Annotated in this window: 20 protein-coding genes and 1 pseudogene; 6 read left to right on the forward strand and 15 right to left on the reverse strand. The window is 63.7% G+C overall.

The features are described 5' to 3' along the window. On the forward strand, positions 1–980 hold a 980-nt coding region (gene sigJ / locus NF876_RS25165; protein WP_373696718.1), incomplete at its 5' end, for an RNA polymerase sigma factor SigJ. 125 nt (positions 981–1,105) lie between these two features. Here sigJ and NF876_RS25170 read toward each other — a convergent pair. Continuing rightward, positions 1,106–1,606, reverse strand: a complete 501-nt coding sequence (locus NF876_RS25170; RefSeq protein ID WP_262266194.1) for a winged helix-turn-helix transcriptional regulator — start codon at positions 1,604–1,606, stop codon at positions 1,106–1,108. A 100-nt stretch (positions 1,607–1,706) separates the two neighbouring features. On the opposite strand from NF876_RS25170, the gene NF876_RS25175 reads away from it, so the two are divergent. Further along, a complete protein-coding gene (locus NF876_RS25175; protein WP_262266193.1) occupies positions 1,707–2,360 on the forward strand; it encodes a glutathione S-transferase family protein in 654 nt (217 codons plus the stop codon). A gap of 644 nt (positions 2,361–3,004) precedes the next feature. After that, positions 3,005–3,748: an SDR family oxidoreductase gene (locus tag NF876_RS25180; RefSeq protein WP_262266192.1), complete on the forward strand. Its 744-nt coding sequence runs from the start codon at positions 3,005–3,007 to the stop codon at positions 3,746–3,748. On the opposite strand, the gene NF876_RS25185 is transcribed toward NF876_RS25180, so the two are convergent. From NF876_RS25185 to NF876_RS25210, 6 genes are all read right to left on the reverse strand, one after another. Further along, positions 3,702–4,634 (reverse strand): LysR family transcriptional regulator, encoded by a 933-nt coding sequence (locus tag NF876_RS25185; protein WP_262266191.1) that lies wholly within the window; start codon positions 4,632–4,634, stop codon positions 3,702–3,704. The genes NF876_RS25180 and NF876_RS25185 overlap by 47 nt on opposite strands. A gap of 46 nt (positions 4,635–4,680) precedes the next feature. Continuing rightward, a complete protein-coding gene (locus NF876_RS25190; protein ID WP_262266190.1) occupies positions 4,681–5,640 on the reverse strand; it encodes a GNAT family N-acetyltransferase in 960 nt (319 codons plus the stop codon). Next, positions 5,634–5,909 carry a hypothetical protein gene (locus NF876_RS25195; protein WP_262266189.1) on the reverse strand — a complete coding sequence of 92 codons (276 nt, stop codon included), beginning with the start codon at positions 5,907–5,909 and terminating at the stop codon, positions 5,634–5,636. Before NF876_RS25195 ends, NF876_RS25190 begins: the two co-directional genes overlap by 7 nt. Before the next feature lie 58 nt (positions 5,910–5,967). Further along, positions 5,968–6,399: an SRPBCC family protein gene (locus NF876_RS25200; RefSeq protein ID WP_262266188.1), complete on the reverse strand. Its 432-nt coding sequence runs from the start codon at positions 6,397–6,399 to the stop codon at positions 5,968–5,970. Continuing rightward, positions 6,396–6,719, reverse strand: a complete 324-nt coding sequence (locus NF876_RS25205; protein ID WP_262266187.1) for an ArsR/SmtB family transcription factor — start codon at positions 6,717–6,719, stop codon at positions 6,396–6,398. The genes NF876_RS25200 and NF876_RS25205 overlap by 4 nt, the downstream gene beginning before the upstream one ends. Before the next feature lie 150 nt (positions 6,720–6,869). Continuing rightward, complete coding sequence (locus tag NF876_RS25210) at positions 6,870–7,577, reverse strand: glutathione S-transferase family protein (RefSeq protein ID WP_262266186.1); 708 nt, start codon at positions 7,575–7,577, stop codon at positions 6,870–6,872. Positions 7,578–7,681: 104 nt separating this feature from the next. On the opposite strand from NF876_RS25210, the gene NF876_RS25215 reads away from it, so the two are divergent. Beyond that, the gene (locus NF876_RS25215; RefSeq protein WP_262266185.1) at positions 7,682–8,563 is read left to right on the forward strand and encodes a LysR substrate-binding domain-containing protein; all 882 of its coding nucleotides are present in this window, start codon (positions 7,682–7,684) and stop codon (positions 8,561–8,563) included. A gap of 191 nt (positions 8,564–8,754) precedes the next feature. Here NF876_RS25215 and NF876_RS25220 read toward each other — a convergent pair whose 3' ends face one another. The 8 genes from NF876_RS25220 to NF876_RS25255 form a co-directional block, all read right to left on the reverse strand. Further along, positions 8,755–9,414: a YdeI/OmpD-associated family protein gene (locus NF876_RS25220; RefSeq protein WP_262266184.1), complete on the reverse strand. Its 660-nt coding sequence runs from the start codon at positions 9,412–9,414 to the stop codon at positions 8,755–8,757. A gap of 27 nt (positions 9,415–9,441) precedes the next feature. Continuing rightward, the gene (locus NF876_RS25225; RefSeq protein WP_373371184.1) at positions 9,442–10,200 is read right to left on the reverse strand and encodes an SDR family oxidoreductase; all 759 of its coding nucleotides are present in this window, start codon (positions 10,198–10,200) and stop codon (positions 9,442–9,444) included. A gap of 339 nt (positions 10,201–10,539) precedes the next feature. Then, positions 10,540–10,983 (reverse strand): MFS transporter, encoded by a 444-nt coding sequence (locus NF876_RS25230; RefSeq protein ID WP_315974903.1) that lies wholly within the window; start codon positions 10,981–10,983, stop codon positions 10,540–10,542. 261 nt (positions 10,984–11,244) lie between these two features. Further along, complete coding sequence (locus NF876_RS25235; protein WP_262271194.1) at positions 11,245–11,583, reverse strand: hypothetical protein; 339 nt, start codon at positions 11,581–11,583, stop codon at positions 11,245–11,247. 81 nt (positions 11,584–11,664) lie between these two features. Further along, positions 11,665–12,012, reverse strand: a complete 348-nt coding sequence (locus NF876_RS25240; protein WP_262266181.1) for a DUF2853 family protein — start codon at positions 12,010–12,012, stop codon at positions 11,665–11,667. Between the two features lie 65 nt (positions 12,013–12,077). Further along, positions 12,078–12,620: a YidB family protein gene (locus tag NF876_RS25245; protein ID WP_262266180.1), complete on the reverse strand. Its 543-nt coding sequence runs from the start codon at positions 12,618–12,620 to the stop codon at positions 12,078–12,080. Between the two features lie 129 nt (positions 12,621–12,749). After that, on the reverse strand, positions 12,750–13,217 hold the full coding sequence (mscL, locus tag NF876_RS25250) for a large conductance mechanosensitive channel protein MscL (protein WP_262266179.1): 468 nt from the start codon (positions 13,215–13,217) through the stop codon (positions 12,750–12,752). 331 nt (positions 13,218–13,548) lie between these two features. Further along, entirely contained in the window at positions 13,549–13,992 is a 444-nt protein-coding gene (locus NF876_RS25255; protein ID WP_262266178.1) for a DUF3597 domain-containing protein, read from the reverse strand. A 250-nt stretch (positions 13,993–14,242) separates the two neighbouring features. On the opposite strand from NF876_RS25255, the pseudogene NF876_RS25260 reads away from it, so the two are divergent. Continuing rightward, a pseudogene (locus tag NF876_RS25260) lies at positions 14,243–14,557 on the forward strand (EthD family reductase). 223 nt (positions 14,558–14,780) lie between these two features. After that, a complete protein-coding gene (locus tag NF876_RS25265) occupies positions 14,781–15,644 on the forward strand; it encodes a Crp/Fnr family transcriptional regulator (protein ID WP_262266177.1) in 864 nt (287 codons plus the stop codon). The last annotated feature ends 202 nt before the right edge of the window (positions 15,645–15,846 follow it).

Below are 15,846 nucleotides of genomic sequence, written 5' to 3' on the forward strand. Positions count from 1 at the left end.
ATCGTCTTATCCTCGGGTTCGGATGCGCGAGCGACGGGAAAGCGGATATGATCGGCGAGAAAACGGGGCGGATGGAGGCGATGGACGATCGGCGGACTACCGCATTCGAGGCGCAGCGCAGCCGCCTGACACGCCTGGCCTATCGGATGACGGGCTCGCTCACCGAGGCGGAGGACGTCGTGCAGGACGCATGGCTGCGGTGGGTCGGGGTGGAGGGTGGCATCGATTCGCCTCCCGCCTATCTCACCCGCATCGTCACACGCCTGTGCCTCGACCGCCGCCGCTCGGCGCGGGCGCGGCGGGAAACCTACGTCGGACCCTGGCTGCCAGATCCTCTCGTGGGATCCGTGGAGCCGGACGAGACGGTCGCCGACGACGTGACGGTCACGTTGATGCTGGCCCTCGAGCGTCTGTCGCCTCTGGAGCGGGCCGCTTTCCTTCTCCATGACGTCTTCGACGTGCCGCTGACCGAAGTGGCCATCACCCTCGGCCGCGAGCCGGCCGCGGTTCGTCAGCTCGCGGCGCGTGCCCGCAAGCACGTGCAGGCGGCACGTCCCCGCTTTACCGTCGCACCTGCGGATGCGGACCGGATCACCCGTGCCTTCTTCGCCGCGGCGCGCGACGGGGACGTGGCGGCGCTATCAGTGCTGCTGGCACGGAATGTCGAGATCCACACCGATGGCGGCGGCAAGGTCCTTGCCTTCCGCAATGTCATCCGGGGCGTCGAGCGGGTCCTGCGCCTTTTTGCCGGGCAGCGGCGCAAGGATGCCGTGCCGCCGACGCTGCTTCGTGTCATCACCATCGACGGCCTGCCAGGCTATGTCAGCCTCGATGGAGGCGGCGTGCTTCAGACAACCGCGCTCGACATCCGCGAGGACGGGATCGCCGCGATCTACATCGTCAAGAACCCGGACAAGCTGTCTCACTTGGCGGCAGAAGTGCACCTTCCAAGACGCATCGCGCCGATACCACCAGCCTGATGAGCCGTCTGTGTGACTGCGGAAGTTTGGCTTTCGTCTGCCTCGTGCCATTAACCTACCTTCCTGGTTCAGATGTGTAATCCCGCGGAAGGCTATATGGAATCGCTGCTTCGGATGACGAACGCTCAGTGAGGAGCCTTCTTTTGCGCAGCGACCTTTTCGTATGCGGCCTGAAGCTCATGCAGCACCGAGCGCTTCGGAGCGGTCGCGCCGAGATGCAGCGCACGGAGCTCCGCCATAAAAGCACCCCACAGCGACGGACCGCCCTCCTCCAGCAATTGAGCGCGGATCGACAGCTCTTCCGAGACCGGCCTGTGGCGCCGCCCCCAGGTTCCCATCTGCACGAGCAGGGGCACGAGCTGAATGGCGGGCTCGGTCAGGCTATAGATGGCCTTCTGCTGGTGGGTCGGATCGTCGGTTTTCGTGAGCAGTCCGGCCTCCATCAACCGCTTGAGCCGAGCGGCCAGAATATTGGAGGCAATCCCCTCCTCCGAAAGGTTCAGCAACTCGCGGAAGTGGCGCCGATTCCCGAACATGATGTCCCGGATGACGATCAGGCTCCATCGGTCGCCCAGAACTTCGAGAGTCAGGTTAATCGGGCAACCGGAGCGGTGCGCATCGTCCATGGCGCGGTCCTCATCAGAGACTGCTTGCAAAATAGGATCGGTCGAGCTACCAATCAACCAGTTGCATTATGCAATCAGATGCTCCGCTCGCGAGGTGACGATGACGTTGACGCTCTATGCCCACCCCTTTTCGTCCTACTGTCAGAAGGCCCTGATCGCGCTCTACGAGAATGGCACCCCATTCGAGTACCGGATGCTCGACAACGAGCAGGCGAACTCGGAATTGGCAGCGCTCTGGCCGATCAGGCGGTTTCCGGTCCTGGTGGACGACGGCTGCCCAATCGTCGAGACGAGCGTCATCATCGAGCATTTGGACCTCCATCACCCGGGATCGACGCGCCTCGTTCCTGAGGACGCCCGAGCCGCTCTCGACGTGCGCATGATAGACCGCTTCTTTGACAACTACATCATGACTCCGGTGCAGCGGATTGTGTCCGACAGCCTGCGATCCGCGGAGTCGCGAGATCCGCAGGGGGTGGCTGAGGCCCGGGCGATGCTCGATAGATCGTATGCGTGGCTTGATAGGGTCATTGATGGCCGAGAATGGGCGACGGGTGAGGCTTTCAGCCTCGCCGATTGTGCGGCAGCCCCCTCTCTCTTCTATGCTGATTGGGTGCACCCGGTCAGCGAAGCGTTCGGCAATGTGCGGGCCTATCGCAGGCGATTGCTGGCGCGGCCGTCATTCGCCCGGGCTGTGGACGAGGCACGGCCGCATCGGCACCTCTTTCCGCTTGGCGCCCCTGATCGGGATTGAACGGGCTTTTGAATTCCTGTCCGCCCACAGAGGCCAAGGGAAGGATGCGATCCGAGCAACAGCGCCACCATCAGTAATGTCGCCACCATGAAGCGCCCCAGCTCTCGCCGACATGAAGCAGCGTAATGTCTGCATCGGGTCGAGCCTGTGTGAAAACTCGAGCAAGCTTATCCTTGGCGCACTATTCGTACAGTTTTATGCCTCTGTACCGAGGAATCCTCGGCCTATCCGAGGCTGTAAGACATAAAATTGCTCAAAGGCGCGGCCCGTCAGTGTTTTCACACACTCTCGGTCGATCTTTCACGTTCCGGCCGTCCCGACGAACGCCGGCACTTGAGTGTCGAAGCCGATCAAACGCTTACGTTTCAGGAGTGCCAGGAGCGACCTTTCGGTAGATCCCGATTGCGTGCCATGGCGGGCTCCGCTGGGCGCATTTCCCAAAGAAGGGCCGTCCAGCGCGCCGGGACACTCCCAGAGTGTAGGATCTAACAAGCGTGGGCTGCGCCTGCCCCATGTTTCGGTTCATCGGAGACTCCGATGAGAACGTTCGTATATTCCCGTTTCCATTCTCCTCCGCGTCGCAGGAAAAAGACTCTGGTGCTGCCCCACGCTTCTTGCTCTCGGCAGCCCCTAGCGGAGGCTCCATGAATTCGTCGAATCCGGAAAAGAAAATCGAACACGTCCTCGTCGCCGGCGGCAGCTCCGGCATGGGGCTGGCTCTGGCACGAAGCCTGCTGGCGGATGGGGCAGAGGTGACCATCGTCGGCCGCTCCGAGACCCGATTGGCGGAGGCACAGAAAAGCCTGTCGGACTTTGCCGGCTTACGGGCGATTGCCGCGGACGTGACCCAGGAGGACCAGGTCGCGCGCCTCTTCGAGAACACTGGCCCTCTCGATCATATCGTCACGACCGCTGCCGACATCGAAGGGGCTTACCAGCTCCTCCCGTCCCTCAAGATCGCAGCAGCGCGACGGGTCGTCGACTCGAAGTTCCTCGGCCCGCTGTTGCTTGCCAAATACGGCGCACCGGTTCTCTCGCCGACAGGCTCGATCACCTTCACCTCCGGGATCGCCGCTTATCGCCCGGCGCCGCGCGGCTCCGTCGTTGCCGCGATCAACGGTGCGCTCGCATCGCTCGCCGCAGCCCTGGCGGTCGAGCTCGGGCCGATCCGCGTCAACGTGGTCTCGCCCGGCTGGGTCGACTCCCCGATCTGGACACATGTCGCAGGGGACGCCAAGGCATCAACCCTGGACGCGATGGCCAAGCGCTTGCCGGTCGGCCGCATCGGTCAACCGGACGACATCGCCGACGCGATCCGGTTCCTCATGCGCAACGGTTTCGTCACAGGAACCGTGCTGCATGTCGAGGGCGGGCATCGTCTGGCCTGATTGCCGCGCTGCCTTGGCGTGCTGTATCGAGGAAGCTGCGAAGGACCGGCGGCTGGACACGCTGCCGGCGCCAAATCATGGAGACCGGAACGGACCTGACATCGCCGCCCCACGGCGATGCCGCAAGGCTGCCGTCGGCCTCGGACGCGACGAGGCGGGGAACGAGCGCGCAGCCGAGGCCGGACTCCACCATGCGCCGGGTCGCCGCGATGCTGCTGAACTCCCCGGCTATGCGGGGGCGGATAGTTCGTCCGGCGGGGAACGCGCTTTCGAACATCTGCCGGTAGATGCAGCCCGTCTCGGTGACCAGGAGAGGTTCGTCGGCAAGATCCTCGGCCTGGATCATCTCCCGTCCAGCAAGCCTGTGCCCAGGCGGTGCGATGACGACGAGGTCTTCCTCGGCGACGGTCTCGTGTTGCAGGTCCGGCTCGAAGGGGCCCGCGCCGAAGGCAAAACACACGTCCATGACGCCGCCCCTCACGCCACTGCGCAACGCGCCACTGCCTGCGGCCTTCACCTGGAGGCGGACGGCCGGGTGCCCCGCTTGATACGAGGTCAGAAGTGGCGGCAGCCAATTGGCGCACAATGTCTCCAGTGCCCCGATGGTAAGCATGCCTGTGCTGAGATTGGCCGCATCTACGACGGCAGCACGTGCCTCATCGGCAAGGGCCAACAGATCGCCGGCATACTCGAGCAGCCTCTGTCCGGCTTCCGTCAATTGCAGCCTGCGTCGTGAGCGGTCGAATAGAGCTGTTCCAAGATCGGCTTCCAGCGCCTGGATCTGCTCGGTCACGCTCGATTGGGCGAGATGAACATGCTCGGCCGCTCGGGTGATGCTGAGGGTCGAGGCCACGGCCATGAAGGTCTTGAGATGGCGGAGTTGCATGATTTCCTATCGCCAGGATGCCACCCTTGACAGGGCAGCCCCGCGCTCACGTTGCGTCAAAGCCGGGGTGAAACACGACTTCGCCCTTCGGAACGACGTCTGTGAAGCACAAGCGCTGAAAATACTCAGGCGGCACATCGCCGTAGCGGAGTTCAGGATCGCTCACGAACCCGAAGCGGCTGTAATAGCTGGGACTACCAAGCACCACACAGCCTTGGGCGTTCAGGTCCGTGAGGCGACTGAGGCCCTCCTGGATCAATGCCTGACCGATGCCTTTCCGCTGCTCGTCGGGCCAGACCGACACCGGGCCAAGGCCATACCAGCCGTTCGTCTCGCCATTGATCGTCACAGGTGAGAAAGCAACATGGCCGACGATCACCCCGTCCTTGGCGGCGACGAGGGAAACCGTCAAGGCGTCCGCGCTCCTCAAAGCGTCGACGATGGCGGCCTCGGTTTGGCTGCTGAAGGGCATGTGCTTGAAGGCAGCCGTGGTCAGGTTCCGGATCGTATCAACATCCCCGGGGCGCTCCGGCCGAATTTGTACGGTGAGCCTCCTCCAGCAGATCAGCTCGCCATCCTCCGGATCCAGCCGCTCACCTGCCTGTAGGAAGCCGTTGCGTTCCAGGGCGCGCTGCGAGGGATGGTTGTGGACCGACGTTTCCGCAGTGATGGCCATAACGCGAGGATCGGAGCACGCCCATTCCACGATAGCCGCGATCGCACTCCTTGCATGGCCGCGACCCTGGCGAGACGGCGCGATCCCATACCCGATGTCGATGACACCTTCAGACGGCATGCGGGTCAACGAGCACAGGCCGACGATTTCGCCACTCTCAACGATCCACCAAGCGGCCGGTGCGAATTCTGTGCGGATGCGTGCAGCAAGCTCACGCAGCATCTGGAGAACCGCCCGGGGTGCGATCTCGCTGTCGGGGAGAACGAGGCCGTGTGGAACCTCGCCATCGAGCAGGGCTGCGAAATCAGCATCTTCGGCGCTAATCAGCATGCTCCATCCGAAGAACTGGCAGAAGAGCTCGTGAGGGGACTTCCCTCCTGCCGGACGGTCCGTAGCCTGCGGTGCGCCTTAGCGGCATAGGGCAGCGCGAACATGTACAGGCCGGAGAACAGAAGCAGGAAGAGCGGGAGCAAGGGCGAATAAACCACCAGGGCGGGAGGCTCTCCCAATCCCATGGCGACGAAGTTGGCGACGACCGTCACCGTAAAGATGATCGACAGCCAGCGGTGCCCCTGCCGAATCCATGCGTTCAAGTGCATTGTGATTTCCTTTCGAAGATGAGCCGGGCGGATCGAGCGCCCCGCCCGGCAGTAGCCTTCAATCGAGGCGCGCCAAAACCTGCTCCAGGTTCGCAAGGAACCCCTGCCACCCCGCCTTGGCGCCGCCATAGGCCTGCTTCTGATCCGGCCGGAAGCCCACCTGCTCCATGCGCAGGAGCGTGCCGGAGCCCGCTGGGATCAGCGTGAAGGTGACCACGCTCTTCAGATCGAAGGCCGCATCCTCGTGCGTAAAATTCCAGGTGTAGGACAGCGTGGTGTGCGGCTCGACGGCGAGAACCTCGCAATCCAGCACGCCGCCCCAGTCGCCGCGAAGATTGAACCGATGCCCCACGACAGGCATGAAGTCGTTCTTCATGAGCCAATCGGCGATCAGGTGGGGTTGCGTGAGCGCGCGCCAGATCTTTTCGGGAGCGTGCGGGATCACCCGCTCGACGACGACGGAGCGCGTTTCGGTCACCATTTCGTTCATTGATCCATCCTTTTCAGCAGGTCTTCGAGGTCATCGAAACGGCCTTGCCAGAAGCCGGCCATTCGGCTCGTCCAGTCGATCAGCGGGGACAAGGCTTTGGGCTGCGCGCTGTAGTGCGTCTGACGTCCCTCGTGGCGGTCGCGCACCAGCCCGGCCTGCCGCAGGACGGCGAGGTGCTTCGAGACGGCCGGTTGCGAGACCCCCGCCCGAGCCGTCAGGGCCGCCACCGTCTGATCCCCATGGCGGCACAGCCGCTCGAAAATCGCCCGTCGCGTCGGATCGGCGAGCGCCCTGAACAGGACATCGTGGGATTGTGCCATTGCAAATGATAACTCGGTGGTTATTGATCCAAACCAATAACCACCGAGTTATGTGTGAGTCAAGCGAGGTCTGCGGGACAGGCGCGACAATCCTCGTGGCCGAAGCCTGCGTCCTCGACCGGGATTCGAGCCATGCGGGCTTTCGCCGTATCAGGCCGCGAGGGCCTGCTGGCGCAAGACCTCGCCCAAAGTGACCTCGCCCCGGAACCCGCCGGTGCTGGTTGCGGGTTCCCCACGTTCGATCGCATGCGCGAACCGGACGGCCGGATCCGCCTCGAGTTTCCCGAACAAGCGCTGCAAGCCCGGATAGTCGCGGCGATCGACAACGTCATGGTACTTGGTCCACCGCGCGATGCCGGCGAAGTAGGCGTCGGCGAACGTGGGCCGATCGCCCAGCAGCCAGTCCTTGTCTCCGAGCATCGCTTCCAGGTCGGCATGGGCCTTGGTCACCTTCGCCGCTCCGTAGGCCCTGAGGGCGTCCTTCTCGGGTCCTTCAAGGCCATGCTCGAAGACGTACCAAAGCGGGCCGAAGGCGGTGAAAAAACTCGTGTTCAGGAACGCCAGGACCCGGTTGAACCGGTCGAACTCCGGCGTGCCCTGGGCGAAGGACAATCCCTTGCCGATCCCACGCGCGCCGAGATGGTGGAGGATCGCCATGCTCTCGCTGATCCGCTCGCCCGTGCCGGTCAGCAGCGTCGGCGTCTCGCCGACAGGGTTGATCCGGCGATAGGCTTCGCTCTGTACATCCGCGGGCATCTCGATGCGGCAGAGCCGGTACGGCTCTCCGAGCCATTCCAGGGCAACGATCGAGCCGAATGAGCATCCCGACGGGACGCCGTACATGAGGGTTTGAACCATCTGTGTCTCCTTGTGTCTGTGACGACATCAAGATGGCGCTATGGACTTTGCGGCTGTAGTCCTTACTTCGAAGACCTAAAGTCCACAAACGTGAACGATGGCGCATGAGATTCAACTTCAACGATCTTCATATCTTCGTCCAGGCGGTGGACAACGGGGGCTTTGCCGCCGCCGCGCGGCATTTGGGTATCCCCAAGTCGACGGTCAGCAAGCGGGTCGCCGAACTCGAGGCTGATCTCGGTACCCGCCTGATCCATCGGACCTCGCGCAGCTTCGTCCTGACCGATGTCGGCCAGGACTTCTACGACCATGCGCGTGCGTCCGTCATCGAGGCGCAGGCTGCCGAGAGCGTGGTGCAGCGCCGGCAGGCGGAACCCGCAGGTACGGTGCGGATCACTGCCTCCGTGCCGGTGGCCCAGTTCCATCTCGCCGATCGCTTGCCGACGCTCGCCCGCGCCTATCCGAAGCTGGGCCTGCAACTCCACGTCACCGACCGCTTCGTCGACTTGGTCCGGGAAGGCTTCGACATCGCGATCCGGAGCCACTTCGCGCCGCTGCCCGATTCCGATCTCATGCAGCGCCGGATGAAGGTCGAGCGGATCACCCTGGTCGCCTCGCCGGACTACCTGGCCCGGCGGGGTACGCCCGGCCGCCCCGAAGACCTTGTCGGCCATGACGCGCTCCTGACGAATGCCACATCGAGGACATGGAAGCTTACGGACGATGAAGGTCGGGAGGTTCAGGTCGCGCCGAAGGCGGGGCTGGTTGCCGATGAATCCGTGGTGCTGCTGAGGGCGGCCGCCGCGGGACTTGGCATCGGCTGCCTTCCCGAGACGATGACAGCGGCCTTGGTCGGAAGCGGGGAATTGGCAACGGTGCTCCCGGACTGGACCGCCGGCATCGTGACCTCCACGATCCTGACGCCTCATCGGCGCAGCCAGCTCCCGGCCGTCAGGGCCGTCATCGATTTCCTGGCCGGTGCCTGACTTCGTGCTATTGATGGTTCCGGCGAGGACCGCTGCGGTGGATGCCGGATGTGTGGGACGGTCAAGGGACTCCCGCCGCCCCGAGTATCCTTGAGGACATCAGTTGGGTGCGTATGGACCCATGAGAACCCTGATTGCGCAGCTACACTGGGTCCGTGAATGCCTCTGTGAAATTCGCCGGGGTGTGTGGCTCAGTGAAACCGCTCGCCACGTTCAAGCTGCGCGAGGATCTGAGCCATTCTTTTCACTCGTGTCTCGGGCCGTTTCGCCGTTTGGAGCCGATAGTAGATCGCGTAAAGGTTCTTGCGGTCGAGCGTCTCGAAGAACGCCTTGGCGTCCGGCATCGTCTCAAGTGCATCAAGGAAGTCTTGAGGGATCACCATCGCCGCCGAACCTGCGTAGGCGCCTTCCCAGCGCCCATCCGCCTTTGCCGCATCGACATGCGCGAGCCCGGCAGGCGTCATCCGCCCTTCCCCGATCAGCCTTGTTGCATGCTCTCGGTTCCTGGCTGACCAGTTTGACTTCGGCTTCCGCGGCGTGAGGCGCTGGAGGAAGGACCTGTCATCGAGGGGTTTCTTCTGGCCGTCGATCCAACCGAACCGGATCGCCTCTACGACACAGTCAGTCCATGTGACGGACGGCCAGCCGGAGCCGGCCTTGAAGATCTGGACCCAAAGCTCGCTGCTGCTGTGGTGATGCTTATCCAGCCAATCACCCAGCTCCCGCGCCTCTCGAAACGCCAATGGCGTGCCTGATTTCTCAACCATGGTCATAGGTAGCAACTGATATCTCTTTTTGGAAGCAGCGAGGCTGCGCCAGAGGCGGATCACTTCCAGAACGGGCTCGCGCACTGGGCGCGAACCCGCGCTTCCCGAAACCTACGTCCGGTTTATGGAAACACCTCCATCGACGACAAAGGCGCTGCCCGTCACGAAACTCGAGGCATCCGACGCCAGGAACAGGACTGCCTTCGCGATTTCCGCCGGGGTCGCAAGCCGCTTGAGGGCATGCAGGCCCTCGACGAAGGTGCGGACTTCCGGAGGCGATCCCGGCGCGTTGACGATGTTCGACGGTGTATCGGTCCCGCCCGGCAAGATGGCGTTCACGCGAACGCCCCTGGCCCCGAACTCGGTCGCGAGAACCTGGGTCAACCCGATGAGACCCGCCTTGCTCGCGGCATAGGCCGCCATTCCGGGCATTCCAGCCGAGTAGCCGACAAAGGTCGAAGTGAAGATCAACGAGCCGCCGCCCCGGTCCAACATTGCGGGCACCTGATACTTTGCGCCAAGGAACGCGCTCGTCAGGTTGGTCTCGAGCGTATCGCGCCAGCCGTCCGCCGACAGGCCCGAGACCGCTCCAGTGTCGCCTACGACACCAGCGTTGTTGAAGGCAATGTCGAGGCCGCCGAAGCACTCGACGGCGGTTCTGACAAGTGTCTCGGCCAGTGATCCGTCCCTTACGTCGCCCGCAACTGCGACGGCAGCACCTCCGGCTTCCCTGATCTCCGCAACCAGCGCTTCCAGTTCATTGGATCGGCGCGCCGTGACGAGCACGTTCGCTCCTTCCTGCGCAAAGAGTTTGGCCGTCGCGTATCCAATGCCGGAGCTGGCCCCGGTTACGATGGCCGTCTTGTTCATGAGCGTCGTCACTGATGGAAATCCTTCTTGAGCCTGATGCCCATGACGGATTTCCCAGATCGGATCGTAAGCGGCGACCCGTTTCCTGCGCCCGATTCCTGTGATGCAGTCGTCCATCGCTCTCAACAGAGCCATCCAAACAGATACTGCTCCAGGCTCTGCTGCGACCACCGAAAGGTGCTCTCGGTCATCGAGGCTGCCGACCCAACGGACTCGGCTGCGCTTCATCAGAGAATTCAGGCCAGCCGGGACATGCGTCACGAACCGCGGGAGAGCCGGATCGTCAGCCGCGATCCCGTGCACGGCTGTGGAGAACTTGATCCGACAGCCGTCATACCGTCATTGTTGCTGTTGCAGGTCACTACCAACGTTCCGTGCGCCAGCGCCGCCTGAACTTATCCTCACCCTGTTCATGCGGGAGCGGTATGCAACGGCAATGATGCAGGTGCTGGCGATATTGGCACACACGCTTGCGACAATCGGCAGTGTGTAGCTTTGGGTGAGATCGAACGCGAATCCGGCAGCGCTCGGCCCGACAAGGGTTCCGAACGCGACGCTGGTATAAAGGATCCCGATGATCCCGCTCACGTTCCGCCCCCCGAACTCGTCCATCACCACGGCCGGGAGCAGGGCTACCCAGCCGCCATAGAAGAGGCCGTAGACGATCGCGAAGGTACCGAGTTGCCACGCCTGCGTGGACAACGCCCAAACCCCCATGGCGAGCGCCATGCCGGCGAACATCGCCACCCCGGCGCGTAAGGATCTGTGACCGAGAAAATCCAAGGAGCGCTTTGCTCCTCGATTCACAGAGAACTGGAATGTTCGCTTCTTGTCCGGTTCCACCCACCCCAGTAGCGGATAATCCGGCATTCGGCAGCAAAGACCACCAAGGGGCAAGCATGCTCCTGGCTGGATGCTTGGGGCATCGGGTCAACCTGGGAAATTTGCTGTCCATCAGGTATGTCTGGTGTTCCCTGCCAGAGCTGACATTCGGTTCAATCCCAAAGCGTACCACCGCAGAAGGCCTGCGGCCGTCCAGGACCGTCAGGGACAGAGATAGCCGCGGTTGCCGTCCGAGACGCACCGTGCCCCGTTGGGGAGGATGATCCCGCCCGTGCCGTCCGGCGGCACCACAACCCCATTCGACAGCGTGAAGCCGCCCCCTGGCTCTGCCGCCACGGTCGTGCCGTCGGGCATGGTGTACCTGCCGTCGTGGTAGGTCACATGTCTTGTGTACCTGGGGGCAGATGTTGGCGCAGGGGCGGCCGGCGCCCCTTGGGTCGCCCCAAGGTTCGCGGGCGGAACGGGCCCGGCCGGCGGCTCGCCGGACGAGACGCACGCGGACACGGCAAGGGACATCAACATCACGGACGGCAGGCGCACGAAGGGTCTCCAGGTTAGATCGGGACCGCGGCACGTCGGTTCGGCGCAGCCGCGGCCAGCAAGGAAGGGACGTCCGGGAGCTCAGCCCGTTCCCGCCGCGGAGTTCGGGCCACCGAACATCGAGAGCTTCCCATATTGCTCGGCCAGCAGGTAGTAGAGGGTGACCCTGTTCTTCGTCCGGTCGCCCTTCATCTTCTCGCCGACCGCCATGATCGCCTTGTCGAGGTCGGCATCGGAATCCGCCAGGCCGAGCTTCTTTTTCAGGAACCCCTCCCGCACACGGGCGACCTCCTCCCTGTCGCTCAGCGAGACCAGGGACGAATCCCGCTTTTGCAAGGAGATGCCACAGTGACGGACAATCCCGGCAATCGCATTCCGGTCCGCGTTCGGGGAGTATTTCTGCACGTCCAACGTCCAGTCTTCAGCCATCTTCTCCTCCCTTGCCTCTCAAGGTGAACATGAACCGGCCAATGGCACTCGCCTTGGATGCCGGATCAGGAACGCGGCGCCTCCGTTGCGTCGGGGAGGCGCCCCTCAGGCGTGTATTTGTCCACAGCCTCGGGCAAGGTCGTCGAGAGCCGTGACAGGAGCTCCTCCCGCGACAACCCCGTCTGTTGGGTCAGGGTCGCCAGCACGTCAGGGCCGATCGCCTGCTCGAGTTGATCGGGAGCGATGGGCTTGTTCGGTCCCGTGCCGACCCAGGACTCGGCAACGTCGCCTTGGCCCTGCTGCTTGAAGCTTTCCATCAACTCGCCGAGTCCGCCGCCAAGGAGACCTCCGAGGCTGCCACCGCCGAGTCCTCCGAGCAGCCCGCCCAGGCCACCCTGCGGATCGCCCGGGCCCGAAGTGCCGGGACTGCCGCCGCCCAAGCTCCCGAGGAGACCTCCCAGGCCACCCTGCTGGCCGGCCTGGTCCGGCGTGCCCGGGGCGCTCGATCCGGCTCCCCTCAGCATCTCGGCAATCTTGTCCCGGTTCTGATAGCCTGCGACAGCCAGCAGGCCCAGCAGGGCGGTCATCGATGGAAATCCGCGACTCATTGCGATGCTCCTTGGGTTGATGTGACGGGAGTGAAGTCAGTCCTTCGACGGGGTTCAGGCCGCTCCCGCTTTCGGACCTGAACGATCCACGACAATGAGGATTCTCACGGTGCCGCTCGTGGCGGTGGCCTAGGGGCCTCTCACCGGCGTGGTGCCGATGCCGGCGGCCCCCTGGCCGGTCGCCAGGAGGTCCCTGATCTCCGACAGCAGCTTCACGTCGGCCGGGATTTCCGGAGCCTCGGCGACATCGACCTTGGCATCCTCCTTCCGCATCATCCTGTTCATGGCGCGGATGACAAGGAACAGGACCCAGGCGACGATGAGGAAGTTCAGGGCGACCGTGATGAACTGTCCGTAACCGAGGACAGCTCCCTGCTTCTTGGCGTCGGCGTAGGAGGCCCCCTCCTGGACAGCCGAGGACAGCGGCAGATAGTAGTTCGAGAAATCCAGCCCGCCCGTGACCGCGCCGATGATCGGCATGATGATGTCCTGCACCAGCGAGGTCACGATGGCCCCGAACGCCACGCCGATGATCACGCCGACCGCGAGGTCGACCACGTTCCCTCGTAGGGCGAACTTCTTGAACTCCTCAAGCATGAGGCTGTCTCCATCCAGTTTGATCGGCGATTGGCTTCGGAATTTCGACCGCCGCAGATGGCGAACTTGCTCCCGAGGGAACCTGCGGTGCCTGTCTCATAGGGGCGTACGCCATCGGCATCACGCCAAGGCAGGTGACGACCGGCAACTCGGACCTGAACCTCATGTCGCGGTTCTCTCAAGGCAGGAACGGCGGTGCAACATAGGTTAAACTAGGGAGTGGGCCCTGTTTCACCATCAGGGGCGCACCGGCTCTTTCGGGGGAGGCTCCCGATCATCCCAAGCGCTGACACCAGCAGGGATGCGTCGCCGCGGGAAACCCGCGGCGTTCCTAGCTTCTCAGGTCGTCGGGGACCTTGCCGCCGCTCGCCGCGAGCTTGGCCATGACCTGCTTGTGCAGCCAGATGTTCATGGAGGCGGAGTCGGAGGTGTCGCCGGTGTAGTTCAGTTCCTTGGCGAGTTCCTTGCGCGCCTCGAGGCTGCTGTCGAGATCGAGCAGCTTCATCAGGTCGACGATGGACTTACGCCAGTCGAGCTTCTGACCCTTCTTCGCGGCGAGGCCGGTCAGCACCGCCTCGACATCGACCTGGGACATCGGCGCAGCGCCCGGTGCCGACGTGCTCGCGGTCCCCTGCGTGGTCGATGCGGTCGTCGACCCGGCAGGGGCTGCGCCAGCTCCCTGGGTGGGCTGTGCCGGGGCGGATGGTGCCTGCGGCGCTTCCTGCGCCGTCGCGGATCCGAAGATGGCGTCCTTGATCCTGCTGAAGATGCTCATCGTGTGTTTTCCTTGAGCCTGCGTCCCGGCAAATTGCCACGCCGTCGGGGAAGTAGAGCCAAGTTCGGGTGGGGCAATGACGACCGTCCAGGCGAGTCCGCAATAGCCCCGCTGCTCGGCAGGAAAGCACAGCGAAAACCACCTTGCTCTCGTCAAACTCGCTTCAGCCAAAGTCTGGATGCGCTTTACGGGTCGGTGAGCTAGAAAGGCCACTCGGACGCTCGAGAGGCGTTCAGGCAGGAGCCCGATCATGATCAAGATGAGCGTCTACTATCCGGCCGACGGCGGCTCGAAGTTCGATCACGACTACTACCGCACCCACCACATGCCACTGATCCAGGAACGGCTCGGCGCTGCCTGCCTGCGCTAAGAGATCGAAAAGGGCCTTGCGGGCCGCGAACCTGGAAGCGCGCCGGAGTTCGTCGCGGCGTGCCACATCTACTCGCCGACGCTGGGGACATTCCAGGAGGCGTTCGATCCCCACCGCGCGGAGATCGTCGCGGACGTCGCCAACTATACGGACATCGCGCCCATCGTGCAGATCAGCGAAATCGTTGGAGGATAGGACGCTTCGGCGCGTCAGGCGTGGCCGTTGAGCTTTCCAGGATCGGCGTAGTGCTGGCGCACCTGATCCATGGTAACGTAGCCGGGGCCGAACCGGTCGACGATCGGGAGCATGTGGTTGCCGTTGAAGCGAAGACCACCTTGCTCCTGTCAAACTCGCGTCAGCCAAAGTCTGACTGCGCTTTACGGGTCGGTCCCCTGATGCCCCAGCAGCGCTCCCGCTCGTGACGAGCCTGAGCCTGTTCAACGGCGTCGAGAACATGGACCCACAGGAGGAACACGGCCTCATCGTGGAGACGTCTCTGCACCGGGATCATCGGACCAACCGGCTTCTCGCCGCGCTGGAGCCGGCTGACTTTGCCGTGCTGGAACCGCATCTCGAGATCGTGGACCTGCGGAAATGCACGGTGCTCTACGAGGCGGGCGAACCCATTCAACACACGTACTTCCCGCACGATGCCATCGTGTCCCTGGTCGAGGACATGGAGGATGGGCGCGTGGCCGAGGTGGCGTTGTTCGGGTGTGAGGCGGTGTTCGGTCTTCTGAGCACTTTCATCAGCGGTGAAGCCCTCGGACGCTACGTGGTGCTGGTCCCGGGCACCGCCTCGCGGATTCCGGTTGAACAGATGCGCAGGGCTCTCGTGTTGCGCTCCAGGCTGCGACGGATGGTGGCCGCTTTCAACGAGGCGCTGCTCGCCCAGGTGTTTCAGGCCGTGGCCTGCAATGCCCTTCACCCGGTCGAGGCCCGGTGCTGCCGCTGGCTTCTCAACACTCATGACCGGATAGACCGGGACACCCTGCCCCTGACCCATGAGACGCTGGCCGAGATGCTCGGGGTCCAGCGCTCGACAGTCAGCACCGTCCTGGGCGCCCTTCAAGCCGCCGGCCTGATCGCACAACGCCGTGGCGGCATCGTCGTGACCGACCGCCTTGCCCTCGAGCAAGCCGCCTGCGAGTGCTACAGCAAAGTTCGCCTCCGCGTCGGGAAGGTACTCCCCGGCACCTATGACCGTCCCGATCCGAACAAGCTGTACCAGCCTGCGAGGCCTGTGCGGCTGCCAAGCTCCACAATCAAACCTCGGCGCTGAGGTTGAGCCGAAACAGTTCGCCGTCGTGGTCGGCCCCGAGGTGCGAGCCGACCGGCATTCGGTAGCAAAAGGCACCAGGTGGCGCTATTGTTTGAAGCCGTGGAAAACAGGCGTTGCGGTTTCTCTGCCGGCCCGGGAGGCAGATATGAGGTGGCCCTGCGCGGTCGCAATGCTCCTTGCCTTTTGCTCCGCCGGACCAGCC

This window comes from Microvirga yunnanensis, assembly GCF_025460875.1.

Bases quoted from the DNA above. Each gene is read 5' to 3' on its own strand.
- NF876_RS25225 (WP_373371184.1), bottom strand. From the start codon at position 10,200: ATGAACAAGACGGCCATCGTAACCGGGGCCAGCTCCGGCATTGGATAC.
- NF876_RS25200 (WP_262266188.1), bottom strand. From the start codon at position 6,399: ATGAACGAAATGGTGACCGAAACGCGCTCCGTCGTCGTCGAGCGGGTG.
- NF876_RS25190 (WP_262266190.1), bottom strand. From the start codon at position 5,640: ATGCTGATTAGCGCCGAAGATGCTGATTTCGCAGCCCTGCTCGATGGC.
- NF876_RS25170 (WP_262266194.1), bottom strand. From the start codon at position 1,606: ATGGACGATGCGCACCGCTCCGGTTGCCCGATTAACCTGACTCTCGAA.
- NF876_RS25205 (WP_262266187.1), bottom strand. From the start codon at position 6,719: ATGGCACAATCCCACGATGTCCTGTTCAGGGCGCTCGCCGATCCGACG.
- NF876_RS25240 (WP_262266181.1), bottom strand. From the start codon at position 12,012: ATGGCTGAAGACTGGACGTTGGACGTGCAGAAATACTCCCCGAACGCG.
- mscL (WP_262266179.1), bottom strand. From the start codon at position 13,217: ATGCTTGAGGAGTTCAAGAAGTTCGCCCTACGAGGGAACGTGGTCGAC.
- NF876_RS25245 (WP_262266180.1), bottom strand. From the start codon at position 12,620: ATGAGTCGCGGATTTCCATCGATGACCGCCCTGCTGGGCCTGCTGGCT.
- NF876_RS25185 (WP_262266191.1), bottom strand. From the start codon at position 4,634: ATGCAACTCCGCCATCTCAAGACCTTCATGGCCGTGGCCTCGACCCTC.
- NF876_RS25180 (WP_262266192.1), top strand. From the start codon at position 3,005: ATGAATTCGTCGAATCCGGAAAAGAAAATCGAACACGTCCTCGTCGCC.
- NF876_RS25195 (WP_262266189.1), bottom strand. From the start codon at position 5,909: ATGCACTTGAACGCATGGATTCGGCAGGGGCACCGCTGGCTGTCGATC.
- NF876_RS25210 (WP_262266186.1), bottom strand. From the start codon at position 7,577: ATGGTTCAAACCCTCATGTACGGCGTCCCGTCGGGATGCTCATTCGGC.
- NF876_RS25215 (WP_262266185.1), top strand. From the start codon at position 7,682: ATGAGATTCAACTTCAACGATCTTCATATCTTCGTCCAGGCGGTGGAC.
- NF876_RS25175 (WP_262266193.1), top strand. From the start codon at position 1,707: ATGACGTTGACGCTCTATGCCCACCCCTTTTCGTCCTACTGTCAGAAG.
- NF876_RS25255 (WP_262266178.1), bottom strand. From the start codon at position 13,992: ATGAGCATCTTCAGCAGGATCAAGGACGCCATCTTCGGATCCGCGACG.